This window comes from Stenotrophomonas sp. KH_029, assembly GCF_057839765.1.
Window position 1 is genome coordinate 2,788,286 of the sequence record NZ_CM174498.1, and the last position, 16,532, is coordinate 2,804,817.

Annotated in this window: 11 protein-coding genes and 1 pseudogene; 4 read left to right on the forward strand and 8 right to left on the reverse strand. The window is 69.8% G+C overall.

Translation table 11 applies throughout. The features are described from left to right. Positions 1 to 2: 2 nt before the first annotated feature. From AC3ITM_RS12640 to AC3ITM_RS12660, 5 genes are all read right to left on the reverse strand, one after another. On the reverse strand, positions 3 to 935 hold the full coding sequence (locus tag AC3ITM_RS12640) for a DUF1684 domain-containing protein (RefSeq protein ID WP_489270102.1): 933 nt from the start codon (positions 933 to 935) through the stop codon (positions 3 to 5). A 17-nt stretch (positions 936 to 952) separates the two neighbouring features. Then, positions 953 to 2,803: a DNA mismatch repair endonuclease MutL gene (mutL, locus tag AC3ITM_RS12645; protein ID WP_489265428.1), complete on the reverse strand. Its 1,851-nt coding sequence runs from the start codon at positions 2,801 to 2,803 to the stop codon at positions 953 to 955. A gap of 212 nt (positions 2,804 to 3,015) precedes the next feature. Continuing rightward, positions 3,016 to 4,554 (reverse strand): N-acetylmuramoyl-L-alanine amidase, encoded by a 1,539-nt coding sequence (locus AC3ITM_RS12650; RefSeq protein WP_489265429.1) that lies wholly within the window; start codon positions 4,552 to 4,554, stop codon positions 3,016 to 3,018. A gap of 82 nt (positions 4,555 to 4,636) precedes the next feature. Beyond that, positions 4,637 to 5,119: a tRNA (adenosine(37)-N6)-threonylcarbamoyltransferase complex ATPase subunit type 1 TsaE gene (gene tsaE, locus AC3ITM_RS12655; RefSeq protein WP_489265431.1), complete on the reverse strand. Its 483-nt coding sequence runs from the start codon at positions 5,117 to 5,119 to the stop codon at positions 4,637 to 4,639. Positions 5,120 to 5,121: 2 nt separating this feature from the next. After that, positions 5,122 to 6,600 carry an NAD(P)H-hydrate dehydratase gene (locus tag AC3ITM_RS12660; RefSeq protein ID WP_489265433.1) on the reverse strand — a complete coding sequence of 493 codons (1,479 nt, stop codon included), beginning with the start codon at positions 6,598 to 6,600 and terminating at the stop codon, positions 5,122 to 5,124. Positions 6,601 to 6,623: 23 nt separating this feature from the next. Between AC3ITM_RS12660 and queG the strand changes: the two genes are divergently transcribed. Beyond that, positions 6,624 to 7,709 carry a tRNA epoxyqueuosine(34) reductase QueG gene (gene queG / locus AC3ITM_RS12665; protein WP_489265435.1) on the forward strand — a complete coding sequence of 362 codons (1,086 nt, stop codon included), beginning with the start codon at positions 6,624 to 6,626 and terminating at the stop codon, positions 7,707 to 7,709. 48 nt (positions 7,710 to 7,757) lie between these two features. Next, positions 7,758 to 9,098: an exodeoxyribonuclease VII large subunit gene (gene xseA / locus AC3ITM_RS12670; protein ID WP_489265436.1), complete on the forward strand. Its 1,341-nt coding sequence runs from the start codon at positions 7,758 to 7,760 to the stop codon at positions 9,096 to 9,098. An 11-nt stretch (positions 9,099 to 9,109) separates the two neighbouring features. Here xseA and AC3ITM_RS12675 read toward each other — a convergent pair whose 3' ends face one another. Continuing rightward, positions 9,110 to 10,012: a M48 family metallopeptidase gene (locus tag AC3ITM_RS12675; protein ID WP_489265437.1), complete on the reverse strand. Its 903-nt coding sequence runs from the start codon at positions 10,010 to 10,012 to the stop codon at positions 9,110 to 9,112. Positions 10,013 to 10,111: 99 nt separating this feature from the next. Beyond that, positions 10,112 to 12,022 carry a formylglycine-generating enzyme family protein gene (locus AC3ITM_RS12680; protein WP_489265439.1) on the reverse strand — a complete coding sequence of 637 codons (1,911 nt, stop codon included), beginning with the start codon at positions 12,020 to 12,022 and terminating at the stop codon, positions 10,112 to 10,114. Positions 12,023 to 12,184: 162 nt separating this feature from the next. Here AC3ITM_RS12680 and rnd point away from each other — a divergent pair, with 162 nt between their 5' ends. After that, a complete protein-coding gene (gene rnd, locus AC3ITM_RS12685; protein WP_228884446.1) occupies positions 12,185 to 13,264 on the forward strand; it encodes a ribonuclease D in 1,080 nt (359 codons plus the stop codon). Between the two features lie 186 nt (positions 13,265 to 13,450). Continuing rightward, positions 13,451 to 13,963, forward strand: coding sequence for a hypothetical protein (locus tag AC3ITM_RS12690; RefSeq protein ID WP_489265441.1), 513 nt, complete (start codon positions 13,451 to 13,453; stop codon positions 13,961 to 13,963). A gap of 141 nt (positions 13,964 to 14,104) precedes the next feature. On the opposite strand, the pseudogene AC3ITM_RS12695 reads toward AC3ITM_RS12690, so the two are convergent. Further along, positions 14,105 to 16,372, reverse strand: a pseudogene (locus AC3ITM_RS12695) (TonB-dependent receptor); the annotation flags it as partial. Positions 16,373 to 16,532 lie beyond the last annotated feature (160 nt).

Sequence of the window (16,532 nt, forward strand, 5' to 3'; positions counted from 1 at the left end):
GTTCAGGCCTCTCCTTCAGGGGCATGGTAGGCCTGCTCGCCGGCGTCCACGCGCAGGTCCAGCCGGTTTTCCGGGGGCGACAACGGGCACGTCGCAAAGGGGGTGAACGCGCACGGTGGATTGTAGGCGTGGTTGAAATCGATCAGCACCTGGCCGGTGGCATCGGGCGCGGCCACGTCCAGGTAGCGCCCGGCCGGATAGCTGCCATGGCCGCTGGTGCGGTCGGCGAAAATCACGAACAGCGCGCGGCCGGGTTCGCCGATCGCTTCCAGCCGCCACGTCCGGCCATCGCGTTCGAACTCCAGCGCGCCGGCGTTGGGCATCGGCGTGGTCAAACCGGTGATGTCCACGATCGGCAGGGTCTTGCCCGGCGCGTGCGGCAGGAAGCGCGCCTGCACCTGCCAGGACGGGCCACCGGGCCAGTACTGCAGTCCGCTGAAGTTGGCGCGCGACGGCGCGTCGGCATGCTTGACCCGCAGCGCGTCGCGCTCGCCACGGTGGATCAGGCTCAACTGGCCCTTGCCGCCGTCGAAGGCGATCAGGGTCGGTTGGGGGTCACGGTCGCTGAAGAAACGGATGCGGCCGGTGACCGGCGCGCCATCCACGCTGACCGCCACGCCGCGCTCGGGCGTGAACCACAGCCCCTCGCCCTGGCGCGCCACCATGCCCAGCTTGTCCGGCCCCACCGCAAGGCGGATGCCGCTGCCGGCGCCGCTGCCGATGTAGTGCGCCTTGTGTTCCAGCCAGTGCAGGCCGACCAGGCTGGTCCAGCCATCGGCCGCATGCAGTTCCTGGTAACGCTGCTGGCGCCACTGCTGCTGCGCGGCGGCGAAAGCCGGATCCACCGCGGCCGGCGCCGCCGGTGCCGCGTCCTTGTCGCCACAGCCGGCCAACCCCAGCGCCAGCAGCGCCGCGCCCAGTCCCCTTGCCCACATCCGCATGCCCTTTCCCCTCAACGTCCGCGCAGGAACCAGCGGTCGATTTCCGCCAGCGAAAAACGTGCCCAGGTCGGCCGCCCGTGGTTGCACTGCCCCGAGCGTTCGGTGGTTTCCATGTCGCGCAGCAGCGCGTTCATTTCCGGCACGGTCAGCCGCCGGTTGGCGCGCACCGCGCCGTGGCAGGCCATGGTCGACAACAGCTCGTCGCGGGCACTGGCGATGCGCCGGCTCTGGCCGTGTTCGCGCAGGTCGGTCAACACATCGCGCAGCAGGCCCTCCGGTTCGGCATTGGCCAGCAGCGCCGGAATGCTGCGCACATGCAGTGAACCGGGCCCCGAACGGGTGATTTCAAAGCCCAGCGCGGTCAGCGTATCGGCTTCGCGCTCGGCGGTATCGGCATCGCGCTCGCCCACCGCCAGGGTGATGGGCACCAGCAGTGGCTGCGCATGCAGGCCCATGCCGTCGTGGGCGGTCTTGAGCCGTTCGTAGCCGATGCGTTCGTGCGCGGCATGCATGTCCACCACGATCAGCCCTTCGGCGTTTTCGGCCAGGATGTAGATGCCGTGCAGCTGCGCCACCGCATACCCCAGCGGCGGCACCCCGCTGTCGGCGGCGGTGACCGGCAGGCCGTTCTGGCTGGGCATCGGCGGCAGCCCGGCCGCCATCCCGGCCGCCGCCGGCGCGGCGTACAGCGCCGCATACGCCGCCGGTGCATCGGCCACCTGCAGGCCCAGCGGCGACTGCTGCGGGCGCCACGATGCCGGCAGGCCACCACCACCGGCCAGCGCATAGCCGCTGCCGGCCAGGCGTTGGCCGGCCTCGCCCGCCGGCACCGCCTGCGCATCGGCACTGCCGGCGGTGGCGGTCATCCCGGCGCGGGTTTCGGCCAGGGCTTCCTTGAGCGTGCGGTAGACGAAATCATGGATCAGCCGCGCATCGCGGAAGCGCACTTCGTGCTTGGCCGGATGCACGTTGACGTCGACCCGGGTCGGGTCCAGTTCCAGGAACAGCACATACGCCGGCTGGCGGCCATGGAACAGCACGTCGGCATAGGCCATCTTCACCGCGTGGGCGACGCTGCGGTCGCGCACCGAACGGCCGTTGACGTACAGGTACTGCTGGTCGGTGCTGGCGCGCGAATAATGCGGCTGCGCGATCCAGCCGTGCAGGCGCAGGCCGGCACCGCTGTGGTCCACGCGCAATGCCTGCGCGGCGAAATCCTCGCCCAGGGTCTCGCCCAGGCGCGCATCGGAATACAGGTCGCCGGGCTTGTAGCGGCGCGACGGCTTGCCGTTGTGCGACACCCGCAGCTCCACGTCGGGGCGCGCCAGCGCCAGCGAGCGCAGCCACTCTTCGATATGGCCCAGCTCGGTGCGTTCGGCGCGCAGGAACTTGCGCCGTGCCGGCACGTTGTAGAACAGCTCGCGCACTTCCACCGTGGTACCCGGCGCATGCGCGCGCGGGGTCACCTGTCCGAGCTTGCCGCCTTCGATCTGCAGCGCCGAACCATGTTCGTCGCCGGGACGGCGCGAGGCCAGGGTGAAGCGGCTGACCGAGGCGATCGACGGCAGGGCTTCGCCGCGGAACCCCAGCGTGGCCACCGCTTCGAGGTCGTCCAGGCTGGCGATCTTGCTGGTGGCATGCCGCGATACCGCCAGCGCCAGTTCTTCCGGGGCGATGCCGCCGCCGTCGTCGCGGATGCGGATCAACCGCACCCCGCCCTCTTCCAGGTCGATGTCCACGCGCGTGGCACCGGCATCGAGCGCATTCTCGACCAACTCCTTGACCACCGAGGCCGGGCGCTCGACCACTTCGCCGGCGGCGATCTGGTTGATCAGGATCTCGGGCAGCTGGCGGATGCTCATGCGCGCCCCCGGCAACGGAGGAACACAGGGCTGGAAGCGAGGGGGAATCGGGCGGTCGACATCATCCGGGGATGATAGCGTAGGTCCGAGCCATGCCCGGGCAGCGCGGCGCTGGAAAGGGTAGGCCCGAGCCATGCTCGGACAACGCAGCGTCGGAAGGGAGAGCATCCGACCATGGGTCGGATCTACGCAAATAATCCGCCTTCGGCGGATTATTTGCTGCCGCCTGCCACCGTGCTGGCCGCGTCGATTTCGGCCTGCGCGCGCGCGGCGTACAGCGTGCCCGGCGGCGGCTGGCGGCTGAAGAAGGTATGCACGCCATCAAGCACCGCGCCGGCGATCTGGCGCTGGTAGGCCGGGTCGATCAGGCGGCGCTCTTCGTCCGGGTTGGAGATGAAGGCCGTTTCCACCAGCATCGCCGGCATGTCCGAGGTGCGCAGCACCGCGAAGTTGGCGCGTTCGATGTTCGGCTTGTGGTTCTTGCCGATCCGCTTCAGCCCACCCAGCACATGCCCGGCGGCGTCTTCGGAGGCCTTCATGTAACCGCTCTGGGCCAGGTCCAGCAGCACGTTGGCCAAGGTGCCCTCGGTCTGCTGCAGGCGCACGCCACCGACCAGGTCGGCGGCATTTTCCTTGTCGGCCAGCCAGCGCGCGCGCTGCGACGAGGCGCCCTTGGTCGACAGCACATACACCGATGAACCGGTGGCCGCGCGGTTCTCGGCGGCGTCGGCGTGGATCGAAATGAAGATGTCGGCCTTGGCCGCCCGCGCCTTCTGCGCGCGCATCGGCAGCGGAATGAACACGTCGGTATCGCGGGTGAGGTAGGCCTTCAGGCCGGGCGTGGCATTGACCTGGCGCGCCAGTTCGCGCGCCACCGCCAGGGTAATGTCTTTTTCGCGCTTGCCGGTCGGGCCGACCGCGCCGGGATCCTGGCCGCCGTGGCCGGGATCGATCGCCACCACCAGTTGGCGCATGCCCGCGCGCATCTTGATCCGCGACGCCTCGCTGGGCATCACCGGGCGCGGCGGCTCGGCCGTGGCGACCGGCACCGGGGTCGGTGCAGGCACCACCACGGCGGTGGCCTGTCCGGCCAGGATCGCCGCGGGCGATGCGGCATTGCCGGCGCCGGCCGCGCTGGCCGAGGGCGCTGCGGTCGGTACCGGGGTGGCCGCCGGCGCGCTGGCCTGCTGGCGTACCGAGGCGGTCAACAGTGCAGTGGCGCGCGCCGCATCGCTGCGCGCCTGCGCGATATCGGCGGCACTGGGGGCCGGAGCTGGCGTCGGCGTGGGCGCGGTTGCGACCGGCGCCGGGACGGCCACGCTTGCTGCCGGCGCGGCACTGGCGGTGGCCGCCGGCGCATCGCCGGGCCATTCGATCACCAGCCGGGAGTCCTCGCCCTGCTTGAGCATCTGCGGTTTGAACGGCGCCACCGACTCGGCCAGGTCGAATACCACCCGGAACGTGCCCGGCACCGGCTGGCCGGTACGCACCGCAGTGACCACACCCTTGGGCGCCGGCAGCTTGAGGTTGCGCACGGCACTGGAGTCGGGGAAATCCACCACCAGGCGGTTCGGGCCGGCCAGCGACAGCGTCTTGTAACCGCCGCTGCCGGACAGCGCGATCTCGGCGCGGGTACCGGTGGCACCGGTCTCCAGTGCGACCTGGCGGACTTCACCGGCCCACGCCAAGGCGCTCGCCAGACAGAGTCCGACGGCGGCGCAGATGGCAGTGAGCGGTTTCCCCAGTGGCATAGGTCAGGATTCAATCACCGCCCTGAACGAAATGCAACACCTTTTCCCTTAATAATCCGTAACCTGCCGGTCCTTCCTAGTGTCAGCCGACAGATATGGCCTGCAAGTCGCCCCCTTGGGGCAGCCGGGCGAGCCATTCGCGACCAGCGTCGCTAGCCGCAGTGAGACGCACGCGGCGCCCCTGACCCTCGATCTCCAAGGCCACGATCAGGTCGCTGGGCGGCAACGCGCCGGCCCCACGCTCAGGCCATTCGACCAGCCACAGCGAGGCGGTGCCCTCATCCAGGCCAAGGAAATCCAGCTCTTCGGCCTGACCGATGCGGTACAGGTCCAGGTGCCACGCTTCCTGTCCATCGGCCAGCGGATAGCGCTCGACCAGGGTGTAGGTCGGGCTGCGGATCGCGCCCTGCACGCCCAGGGCGCGCAGCAGCGCACGGGCCAGGGTGGACTTGCCCGCGCCCAGGTCGCCACGCAGCTGCATCACCGCCTGTGGCGGGCGGGTGGCGGCCAGCCATTGCCCCAGCAGGTCGGTGTCTTCACTCTGCGCCAGGAAAAACTCGATCATGTTCAACGGTCCGGATTGACCAGCCGGCGCAGCGGCACCAGCAGGTCGGTGGGAAGCAGGCCACGCTGGCCCTGGCTGGCGGCGGCATCGCCGGCCAGTCCGTGCAGCAGCGCCCCGGTGCTGGCCGCCGTGAAGGCATCCAGGCCCTGCGCGCGCAGGGCGGCAATGATGCCGGTCAACAGGTCGCCCATGCCACCCACGGCCATGCCGGGGTTGCCGGCGGCGATCACCCGCGGCGTTGCCTGCGGTGCGGCAATGACGGTGCCGGCGCCCTTGAGCACCACCACCGCATGGAAACGTTCGGCCAGCGCCTGCGCGGCGGCATAGCGGTCGGCCTGCACCTGGGCGGTGGTGGTCTGCAGCAGGCGCGCCGCTTCGCCCGGATGCGGGGTGAGGATCGCATCGTGCAGCGGCTGGGCGTCCCGTGCCAGCAGGTTCAACGCATCGGCATCGACCACCAGCGGTTTGCCGCTGTCCCGTACCAGCCGCCACAGTTCATGCGCCCAGTCGTCCTGGCCCAGCCCCGGGCCGACCGCGACCACCCCGGCGCGCGGCAGCAGCGCGCGCAGGTCCTGGGCATCGCTGACCGCATGCACCATCGCCTCGGGCAGGCGCGCCAGCAATGGCGCCACATGCGCGGCCTGGGTCGCCACGCTGACCAGCCCGGCACCGGCGCGCAATACCGCTTCGCTGGCCAGCAGCACCGCGCCACCGCTGCCGGTGTTGCCGCCCACGCACAGCACGTGGCCGGACTCGCCCTTGTGGGTATTGGCCCGGCGCGGCGGCAGCGCCGCGCGCAGCTGCGCCGGCTGCCACAGCTGCGCACTGGCGGTGACCGCGGCCGCAGCCGCATCGGGCAGTACCAATCCGGCCAACTCGCGGTCGCCGGCATGCTCCAGCGCCGCGCCGGTATACAGGCCCTGGTGGCGCACGATGAACTGCACGGTGACACTGGCGCGCACCGCCACGCCCGGCACCGCGCCACAGTCGGCATCCACGCCGCTGGGCACGTCCAGCGCCAGCACCGGGATGCCGGCCTGGTTGACCGCCTCGATCAGGCCCTGCGCAGCGGCGCCCGGCGCGCGGTTCAGGCCCAGGCCGTACAGCGCGTCCACCAGCACATCGGCATCGGGCAAGGTGGTCTTGAACGCCGCCACACTGCCACCGGCGGCGGTAAAGGCGGCCAGCGCCCGCTGCGCCAGCGGCGTGACTGCCGCCGCGTCGTGCAGGCGCAGCACCTGCACCTGCCGGCCGGCCTGGCGCGCCAGACGTGCCAGCACATAGCCATCGCCGCCGTTGTTGCCCGGCCCCACCAGCACGCAGATGCGCTGTGCCTGCGGCCAATGCTGCAGCAGGCACTGCCAGGCGGCCTGGCCGGCCTGCTCCATCAGCGCGGCACCACCATCGCCCAGCAGGGCACTGGCCTGGGCGTCGATCCGGCGCGCGGCAGCGATATCGAACAGTTCAGCGGGCTCGGGCATGCCGGGATTCTATACTTGTCGCCATGTCCGCTGTCCCGCTGCCCGCCCCCGTCAACCTGGCCCGCGCTGCCGAACGCATCGCGGCGATCGCGCGCGCGCACGGTTTCCAGCGCTGCGGCATCTCGGGCATCGACCTGGCCGAGGACGAAGCGCATCTGGCCGACTGGCTGGGCAAGGGCCTGTACGGCACGATGGAGTGGATGGCGCGCCATGGCACGCTGCGCGCGCGCCCGGCCGAACTGCTGCCCGGTACCGTGCGGGTGATTTCGGTGGGCATGGACTATGGCCACAAGGACGATGTGCAGGCCTGGGACACCCTGCACGATGGCGACCGCGCCTATGTCGCGCGCTACGCACTGGGGCGCGATTACCACAAGCTGATCCGCAACCGCCTGCAGAAATGCGCCGACGCCATCGCCGCGGAGATCGGCCCGTTCGGCTACCGCGTGTTCGTCGATTCGGCACCGGTGCTGGAACGTGCGCTGGCGCGCAACGCCGGGCTGGGCTGGATCGGCAAGCACACCTGCCTGATCGACAAGCAGGGGGGGTCATGGTTCTTCCTGGGCGAGATCTACATCGACCTGCCATTGCCGGTGGATACCCCGGCCAGCGCGCATTGCGGCACCTGCACCCGCTGCATCGATGTGTGCCCGACCCAGGCCATCATCGGCCCGCAGCGGCTGGATGCGCGCCGCTGCATTTCCTACCTGACCATCGAACACGACGGCGCCATTCCCGAAGCGCTGCGTCCGCTGATCGGCAACCGCATCTACGGCTGCGACGACTGCCAGCTGGTGTGCCCCTGGAACAAGTTCGCCCGGCGCACCGACGAGCCGGATTTCCGCGCCCGCAACGACCTGGACACCGCCTCGCTGGCGCAGCTGTTCGCCTGGGAGGAAGACGAATTCCTGCGCCGCACCGAAGGCAGCCCGATCCGCCGCAGCGGCCACGAACGCTGGCTGCGCAACATCGCCGTGGCGCTGGGCAATGCACCCGGCCACGCCGACACGCTGGCCGCCCTGCATGCGCGCCGCGCCCATCCTTCGGCGATCGTGCGCGAACACGTGGAATGGGCGCTGCAGCAGCACGCCGGGCGCGACGCGCGGTGAAGGCGCTTGTGCGACCATGGGCGTCCGTTCGTACCGTTTGACCCGTCCATGGACCGCAGCGCGCAGATTCTCACGCCCAGCCAGCTCAACATCCTGGCCCGCGACCTGCTGGAAGGCGCCTTCCCGCTGATCTGGGTCGAGGCCGAACTGGGCAGCGTGACCCGCCCGGCATCGGGGCATATGTACTTCACGCTCAAGGACGCCCGTTCGCAGATCCGCGCGGCCCTGTTCAAGCCCAAGAGCCAGTGGTTGAAGTTCGTCCCGCGCGAAGGCATGCGCGTGCTGGCGCGTGGCCGGCTGACCCTGTACGAGGCGCGCGGCGAGTACCAGCTGGTGCTGGACCACATGGAAGAGGCCGGCGAAGGCGCATTGCGCCGCGCCTATGAGCAGCTCAAGGCACGGCTGGAAGCGGAGGGCCTGTTCGCGCCCGAGCGCAAGCGCGCCCTGCCCACCCATGTGCGCCGCCTGGCCGTGATCACCTCGCCCACCGGCGCGGCCGTACGCGATGTGCTCAGCGTGCTGCAGCGGCGCTTCCCGTTGCTGGAAGTGGACCTGCTGCCCAGCCTGGTACAGGGCGACAGCGCCGCTGCGCAGATCACCGCCCTGCTGCGCAGCGCCGATGCCAGCGGCCGCTACGATGTGATCCTGCTGACCCGCGGTGGCGGATCGATGGAAGACCTGTGGGCGTTCAACGACGAACAGCTGGCGCGCGCGATCGCCGCCAGCCAGACCCCGGTGGTCTCGGCGGTCGGCCACGAAACCGACTTCAGCCTGGCCGACTTCGCCGCCGACCTGCGCGCGCCCACCCCATCGGTCGCCGCCGAACTGCTGGTGCCCGACCAGCGCGATCTGCTCCAGCATGTGCGCCGCCTGGACGCGCGCCTGGCGCAGTTGCAACGGCACAGCCTGGGCCAGGCCATGCAGCGCGCCGACCGCGCCCTGCTGCGGTTGAACGCGCACAGCCCGCATGCCCGCCTGCAATTGCTGCAGCGGCGCCAGCAGGACCTGGGCCGGCGCCTTTCGGCGCTGTGGCAACGGCAGCACGAACGCCGCCTGGCGCAGCTGCGCCACGCTGCGGTGGTGCTGCGCAACGGCCACCCGCAGCGCCGCCTGGATGCGCTGCGCGAACGCCTGCAACGCCTGCAGCCACGCGCCGAGACGGCCATCGCCCGCCAACTGCAGGGCGACAGCCTGCGCCTGCGCGCGCTGGCGCGCTCGATGGAAGCGGTCAGCCCACTGGCCACCGTCGCCCGCGGCTACGCCATCCTGACCCGCGACGACGACGGCAGCCTGGTGCGCTCACCGCTGCAGGTACGGCCCGGCGATACGCTCAAGGCGCGCGTGCAGGACGGCGAGATCAGCGTCATCGTCAACGAGCCCGCCAGGTAGCGCGGGCCCCTTCAGCCGCCCGCGCTTTCGCAGAACTTCTGCCGGTACTCCATCGCCTTGGGCATCAGCGCCTGCAGGTTCTGGATGCGCGTGCCCGGATTGGGATGGGTCGAGGAGAACTCCGGCGGCGCCTGCCCGCCACTGGCCTGCCCCATCCGCTCCCACAGCGGCACCGCCTCGCGCGGGTCGAAACACGCCGCCGCCGCCAGCATCAACCCCACCTCGTCGGCCTGGGTCTCATGGCTGCGCGCATACGGCAGCAGGTAGCCGTAGCCCATCGCCGACATCATCATCTGTTGCTGCTGCGGGTCCATCCCGCTGGCCGCGCCGGCCATCTGCCCGATCTGGGTCAGCTTCTGCTGCGCCATGCGCTGGGCCCCATGGCGCAGCAGCGCATGGGCGATCTCATGGCCCATCACCACCGCCATCGCATCCATGGTGCGCGCCACCGGGATCAGCCCGGTATACACCGCCATCTTGCCGCCGGGCAGGCAGAACGCATTGGCCTGTTCGGACGGGATCACATTGACCTCCCACTCGAAATCCCGCGCGAAGTGCGCCGGCTTCAGGCCATGCTCCTGCGCCAGCGCGGTTTCCACCACGTCCACCTTGGCGATCAGCCGCTGCGCGATCGCGCGGATGTCGCGCGACTGCGGCGCATTGGGATCCAGCGGCCGCTCCTGCGCCAGGATCTCCTGGTAGGCCTGCAGGCCCAGCGCCTTCTCCTGGCTGGCGTCCAGCGAACTGTCGATCAGCACCCGCTCGCCCGTATACGGGTCCACCCCACGGTTGGAAAACCAGTAGTACGCCGCATAGCCGGCAAAGGCCAGCAGCCCCCACCAGCGGATGTTGCCGAACAACCCCGGCCGCCGGGCCCGGCCCTGTTGCTGACCGCCGAATGGATCGTTGCGCATGTTGCAGATTCCTGGCAGGACCGGCGCACCCTGGCCGGCACGGCGCCATCTTAGTGGGTGCGGTGTGATTTGGGGTGACGGCCGCCGGCCGCACCCGGCTCAGATCCCGCGCACCAGCCGGAAGCCGATCCGCGCGCTGGTGGTGTCCGAATCCTGCGATTGCCGCCATGCCGCGCGGGTCTGCTCGGGGGCATTGGCCCAGTTGCCGCCGCGGATCACCCGCTGCCGGCAGCCCGGGTTGAACCAGGCCGCGCCGTCGGCCGGGGCGCGCCGGTAGCTGGCATGCCAACAGTCGGCCACCCACTCGCTGAGGTTGCCGGACACATCGTGCAGGCCCCAGGCGTTGGGCGCGAAACTGCCCACCGGGGCCGGCCCCCACCAGCCATCGCCGTAACCGACAAAGGCATTGAACCAGCGCCGCCCGGACGGGGAGACATCGTCGCCCCCGGTGAAGTTGCCCGACTGCGGCGGCGGCGTGCCGGCATCGCCCCAGGGGTAGCGGCCGCTGCTGCCGGCGCGCAGGGCGTACTCGAACTCGGCCTCGCTGGGCAGCCGGTAGGAACGCCCGGTCTGCTCGGACAGCCAGATCGCATAGTGCTCGGCATCGCGCACGCTGACGTGCATCACCGGCGCGGTCGCCAGGGCCGGCGCGCCGTTGTAGTCCGAACGCCAATCCACCCCGCTGTGGCGCACGAAATTGCCGCTGCGTTCGTCGTACACGATCGAATGACCGCGCCGGGTGGCGCGTGGGCGGGCCTTGCTGGTTTCCACATAGCGACGGAAATCGGCCACGGTGACTTCGGTGATCGTCATCGCAAAGCCGCGCTCGAACCGCACGTAGTGCGCGGGCTTTTCGGCATCGCTGGCACCGGGCTCGGCCTCCCCGGCGCCCATCTGGAAGCCACCGTGCGGCACCACGATCATCTGCGGGCCGCGCCCGCCATCGCGCAGCGCATCGCTGAACACCTGGCGCGGGCGGAAACTGCCGTAGTGGGTGACCAGTTCAATGCGCTCGCGCAGCTGGCCCACCACCGGGTCGCCCGGCAGGGCGATGCGCAGCGCGTCCTCGAGCTTCTCGCGCGCCGGCTTGAGCCCCTGCGGCGTGGCCAGGTCGCGCAGGCCCTCATCGCGCAGGCGGGCCAGCGTATCGGCGCGGATCCGCTCGATGCGCTCGAAGGCATCGGCGATGGTGATCGACGAATCGCGCACCTTGGCCGCCTCGGCCAGCCAGGTGCCGGCGCTGGCGAAATCGGCAGTGCGCGCGGCGTTCTCGGCGCGCCGGATCAACGCGCTCTCGGCCGCGGCCAGGCCCTGGCGGGCGCGGCCATTGTCCGGGTCCAGGGCCAGCGCCTCGCGGAAGTTGCCAATGGCGCCATCGCCGTCCTCGCCGATCCGGTCGGCACGCAGATCGTCCTCACCGGCGCGGTTGTAGGCGATGGCACGCTGGGCGAGCTCCACCCGCGACTGCAGCTGGCGCACCTGCGCGTCGTCGGGGGCGATGGCCAGCAGCACCAGCGCCATCTCGCTGGCCTGGGCCACCGCCTGGCGCTGTTTCAACGGCCGCTCCAGCAGTGCCGAGGTTTCCTCGAGCAGGCGTTGCCGGGCACGCTTGAGCCCGGCCTGGGCCTGGCGGTCCTTGCCATCGCGCTGCAGCAGCGCCAGCCACAATGGAATGGCCGATCCGGCATCGGCATACAGCCGCCCCCGCTCGAGCGCCAGGGCGGCATCGCGGCGCGCCTGCGCGACCGCGTCGTCGGCGATCTCCACCCGCGGCGGCTGCCACTGCTGCACGGTCTCGGCGGCATCCTCACCGCCGATGGTCACCTGCGCGGCCACCGCATTGTTGCTGGCCTTGGCCTTGGCCGGGCTTGCCGCAGCCGGCTGCACCGGCGCGGCCGCTGGCGGCGATGGCGAACAGGCCGCCAGCAGGGCGGTCAGCGTGGCCAGCAACAACAGGCGGGGGCCGGGGGTAGGCAATGGGGCTCCTTGCGGTGTGACATGGGCAGGCATCGATCCGGCCTGGCTGCCGGCCGCGCCAGGGCGGCACCGCCGGCTGCCAGGCCAGCCCCCGCAGCGCAGCGGGGCGAGGTGTTCATCATAACGGCGCGCCGCTCCGCTGCGGCGCGCTATCCTCCCCCACCTGAGCAAACTCCTGCCGTAATCGGAACCCACGTGGCTTATTGGATCAAAACCCCGGCGGAACTGGACGCGCGCTACCGCCAGCGCCCCACCCGGATCGGGCTGGACACCGAATTCATCCGCGAACGCACCTACTGGCCGCAGCTGGCCCTGGTGCAGATGGCGGTCGGCGATGAAATCCTGCTGATCGACCCGCTGATCCCCGGCATGACCCAGGCGCTGGCGCCCTGGCTGGCCGATACCGGCATCCTCAAGATCATGCACAGCGCCAGCGAAGACCTGGTCACCTTCAAGGTCGCCTGCGGCGTGCTGCCGCGGCCGCTGTTCGACACCCAGATCGGCGCCTCGCTGGCCGGCATCGGCGGTGGCATGGGCTACCAGAAACTGGTCACCGCGATCACCGGGGTCACCCTGGCCAAGGGCGAAACCCGCTCGGACTGGATGCGCCGGCCGCTGTCGGAGGCACAGCTGGAGTACGCCGCCGATGACGTGGAATACCTGTTCACGCTGCACGACACCATCGATGCGCGGCTGGGCGAGCTGGACCGCCGCCAATGGCTGCACGACGATGCCGAACGCCTGCTGGCCAGCGTCGAACACGACGAGGACCGTTGGCCGCACGTGGCGATGCGCTCGGCGCAGTTCATGGACGGCCCGGCGCAGATGCGCCTGCTGCGCCTGCTGCGCTGGCGCGATGTACAGGCCCGTGCCAGCGACAAGCCGCGCAGCTGGGTGCTGGACAACGAACTGGCCGCAGCGCTGGCACGCACGCCGCCGGCCGATGCGCAGGCGCTGGACCGGCTGATGGAAGGCTTCCCCAAGGCCCCGCGCAAGCTGGCCAGCCAGGTCTGGCAGGCGCTGGTGACCCCGCTGGACGACGAGGCCGACGCACCGCTGGCGCTGCCGGCCAACGACAGCAACAAGCAGGCGCTCAAGCGGCTGCAGGATGCGGTCAGCGCGCGCACCGCCGAACTGGGCCTGCCCGACGGCGTCCTGGCCTCGCGCAAGCACCTGGAAAGCTATCTGGAAAGCCGCCAGTGGCCGACCGCACTGGCCGGTTGGCGTCAGGCGCAGTTGGAACCGATCCTGTCGGCGCTGTTGCCTGCGGCATAAGCGCACCGGTGCCCGCCGCCTCAGCGGCGCGGTGGGCACCGAACTGCATCCGTTCCTCAACGACGGTTGCAAGCAACACGCTGCCAGACGCGGCCGGCCCAGTCCCACAAGCTCTGGAGCTGCCAACGCTTCGCAACGCCTGGCACCACCCTATACTGGCGCTTCCCTCCCCATACGGTGCGCTACATGTCTCCAGAACAGCCGCGATGCCGGCTGCTGCGGCTGCTGATGGTGCCGATGCTGGTGGTGTTGCACAGTACGGCCGCTGCCGAGCCCGCCGATGAGCGCGCCGACACCATGCCGGTCAACAGCTGCGCGCCTGATCCGTACAGCTGTCCAGACTGGATGCCCTCGCAGGCGCAGATGCGCAGCGTCATCGCCGACTATTTCTGCGAACGGGTGGACAACGGCCTGATCGTCCCGGCAGCGCCAGGCCACGCAGTCGCCGAATCCTCATCACTGTCCTGCGCGGCACTGAACCCCGAGGTGGGCGGAAACTTCGTCTGTGGCGGAGAACTCCGTTTCATCCACGCCGACGGCAGCAGCAAGGGCATTACCTTCAGCCCTACCCTGCACTACACCGACGACGGCCGCATCGCCTTCTACCAGGGCGACGATGACGCAGGCGAAGAAATCTGGCATGTGCCCGCAGCGCGGAACACCTCGCGCTACTGCAGCGCGCCAACGGCCCGCCCCTGATCCATCGCCGGCCGCCAGGGACCGGTGCTGGTGCACGGTGGTTCCGGCGGCAGATACGACAACGCCCTGCACAGGCAGGGCGTTGTCGGTACTCCCCATCACCGGCCGGCACCGCGGCTGCGGCACCGGCCGGGGACGTGATTACTGCCAGTTGAGATTGAGCGAAACGCCCACGGTGCGCGGTTCGTTGTACACCGCGGCCATGTAGTTCTCGATCACGCCCTTGAGATTCTTCTCATTGGTGATGTTGCGCGCGAACAGCGCCACTTCCCAGGCGCCGTAATTGCCCGAATAGCCCAGCTTCAGGCCGCCTTCGAAGCTGCCCTTGGAGTTGAACTCGGCCGAGTCGTACAGCACGAAGCTGGTGTAGCCCTGCTTGTTCCAGTCGGTGGACACGAAGAACACATCGCTGTCGTTGACCGGCACGTCGTAGCGCGCGGCCAGGTTGATGTTGTACTTGGGCGCGTTCGGCAGCGGGTTGCCGTTGATCTGGGCGAAGGTGTTGGCGCCGACCTTGATGGTCGGGTCGTTCACCGTGCACACCACCGCACCGTTCAGCGCGCAGACCTGCGCGTAGACGCGGCTGTCCTGGATCTCGCTGTGCAGCAGGCTGATGCCGGCGCTCAGGGCCAGGTTCGGGATCGGACGCAGTTCCATGTCCGCTTCCAGGCCGTAGGCCTTGGCCTTGTCGGCGTTGAACAGCACCCCGTTGCCGTCCGAATCGTTGCCGTTGAGCTGGATGTCGTTGACCACGTAGGTAAACGCGGCGGCATTCAGGCGCAGGCGGTTATCCCACAGGCTGCTCTTGATGCCCGCTTCCCAGGACAGGATGGTTTCCGAATCGGCGGTGGTGAAATCGGCGTTGAACACCGCCGAACGACCCTGGATGGTCGGGCCGCGGAAGCCACGGGCCACGCGCGCATACACGCTGAACTGCGGGTTGAACGCATACATCGCGCTCAAGTCCCAGCTCGGGGTGGTATCGGACATTTCCACGTCGGTGCGACCCTTGTAGGTCACCACCCCGGCGGCGGTGTCGGCGGTCTTGAGCAGGCGGGTGTGCTTCTCATCGCGGGTCTGGCGCAGGCCGGCGGTCAGGGTGAACTTGTCGGTGACGTCATAGCTGACCTGGCCGAAACCGGCCCACGAGGTGTTGACGTTGCGCAGCCGCACCCAGTTGTTCGGGTTGCGCGCATTGCCCTGCAGGAACCAGGCGCGCTGGTAGAAATCGGTGGTGTCGCGGCCGTCGAAGTAGAACGCGCCGACCTGCCACTTCAGGCGGTTGTCATCGCCATTGGCGAGGCGGATTTCCTGGGTCCACTGGTCCAGGTCGCGGATCTGGCCCATCGACTGGCCAAAGCCGTTGGCCACGCCATTGACCGGGAAGTTGGCCGCCGCGCCACCATCGGTATCGCCGCGGCTGTAGCCGGAGGTGGTTTCGTAGGCGGTGATCGAGGTCAGCGAGAGGTCGCCGAAGTCATAGACCGCCTTCACCGAGCCGCCGTAGGTCTTGTAGGCCTGCGGGTTGTTGTCGGCCTCATCGTAGGCCACCCGGTCGCGCGGCGCGTCGGTCTTGTTGGAGCCGCGGGTCACCGCGTTGCGCAGGAACAGGGTCGAGGTGCCCTCGTAATCGCGCGCATGCGCCGAGGCCAGCAGCGAGAAGTTCTCGCTGGGCTGCAGCAGCAGCTGGGCGCGCACGTTGCGGTCATCGAAACCGCCCATCGCGTTCTTCTTCGGCGACACCGTGCCATCGGCGCTGGGGCCGGCGTAGGTGTTGTCGACATAGTCATCGCGGTGCTGGTACAGCGCCGATACGCGGAAAGAGGCGATGTCGTTGATCGCCCCGCCCACGCCACCGTCGATGGCCACGCTGCCGTAGCTGCCATAGCTGGCCTGCACGCGGCCGTTGTAGTCCTGGCTGGGCTTGATGGTGTCGAACTTGACGATGCCGGCGGTGGTGTTGCGGCCGAACAACGTGCCCTGCGGGCCGCGCAGCACCTCGATCTGGTCCACGTCGTAGACCGGGTTGGACTTGAGCACCACGTGCTCGAGCACCACGTCGTCCTGGATGATCGACACCGGCTGGGAGGCGCCCAGGTAGAAATCGATGTTGCCCAGGCCACGGATGTAGAAGCGCGGGAAGATGCGCCCGGTGGTGGTCTCGGCGTAGAAACTGGGCACCTTGCCCGACAGCGCCAGCAGGGTGTCGTCGCCGCCGGCGGTGTAATCGCGGATCTTCTCGCCCTGCACCACGCCGACCGAAACCGGCACTTCCTGCAGGTTGCGCTCGCGGTGGTCGGCGGTGACGGTGATCGCGTCCAGCGCGGTCGGCGAGGCGTCCTGCGCCAGCGCGGCACCGGCCGGGCCGAGCAGCGCGGCGGTGGCGCAGGCCAGCGCCAGTGCATGGCGGCGCGGCAGCGCGCGGGAGTGGCGGGACGGCATCGACACGGGGGTGTTGCGATTGGCAGGCATGCAGGGTCTCGGGGAGTACTGAACTGGGTGGCGTGCGGCGCACGCGGATGAACAACGGCAGCACCGCTGGTTGCGCAGCGATGCAGCACGTTATGTC

Bases quoted from the DNA above. Each gene is read 5' to 3' on its own strand.
- AC3ITM_RS12690 (WP_489265441.1), top strand. From the start codon at position 13,451: ATGTCTCCAGAACAGCCGCGATGCCGGCTGCTGCGGCTGCTGATGGTG.
- xseA (WP_489265436.1), top strand. From the start codon at position 7,758: ATGGACCGCAGCGCGCAGATTCTCACGCCCAGCCAGCTCAACATCCTG.
- mutL (WP_489265428.1), bottom strand. From the start codon at position 2,803: ATGAGCATCCGCCAGCTGCCCGAGATCCTGATCAACCAGATCGCCGCC.
- AC3ITM_RS12640 (WP_489270102.1), bottom strand. From the start codon at position 935: ATGTGGGCAAGGGGACTGGGCGCGGCGCTGCTGGCGCTGGGGTTGGCC.
- AC3ITM_RS12675 (WP_489265437.1), bottom strand. From the start codon at position 10,012: ATGCGCAACGATCCATTCGGCGGTCAGCAACAGGGCCGGGCCCGGCGG.
- tsaE (WP_489265431.1), bottom strand. From the start codon at position 5,119: ATGATCGAGTTTTTCCTGGCGCAGAGTGAAGACACCGACCTGCTGGGG.
- queG (WP_489265435.1), top strand. From the start codon at position 6,624: ATGTCCGCTGTCCCGCTGCCCGCCCCCGTCAACCTGGCCCGCGCTGCC.
- AC3ITM_RS12680 (WP_489265439.1), bottom strand. From the start codon at position 12,022: ATGCCTGCCCATGTCACACCGCAAGGAGCCCCATTGCCTACCCCCGGC.
- AC3ITM_RS12660 (WP_489265433.1), bottom strand. From the start codon at position 6,600: ATGCCCGAGCCCGCTGAACTGTTCGATATCGCTGCCGCGCGCCGGATC.
- AC3ITM_RS12650 (WP_489265429.1), bottom strand. From the start codon at position 4,554: ATGCCACTGGGGAAACCGCTCACTGCCATCTGCGCCGCCGTCGGACTC.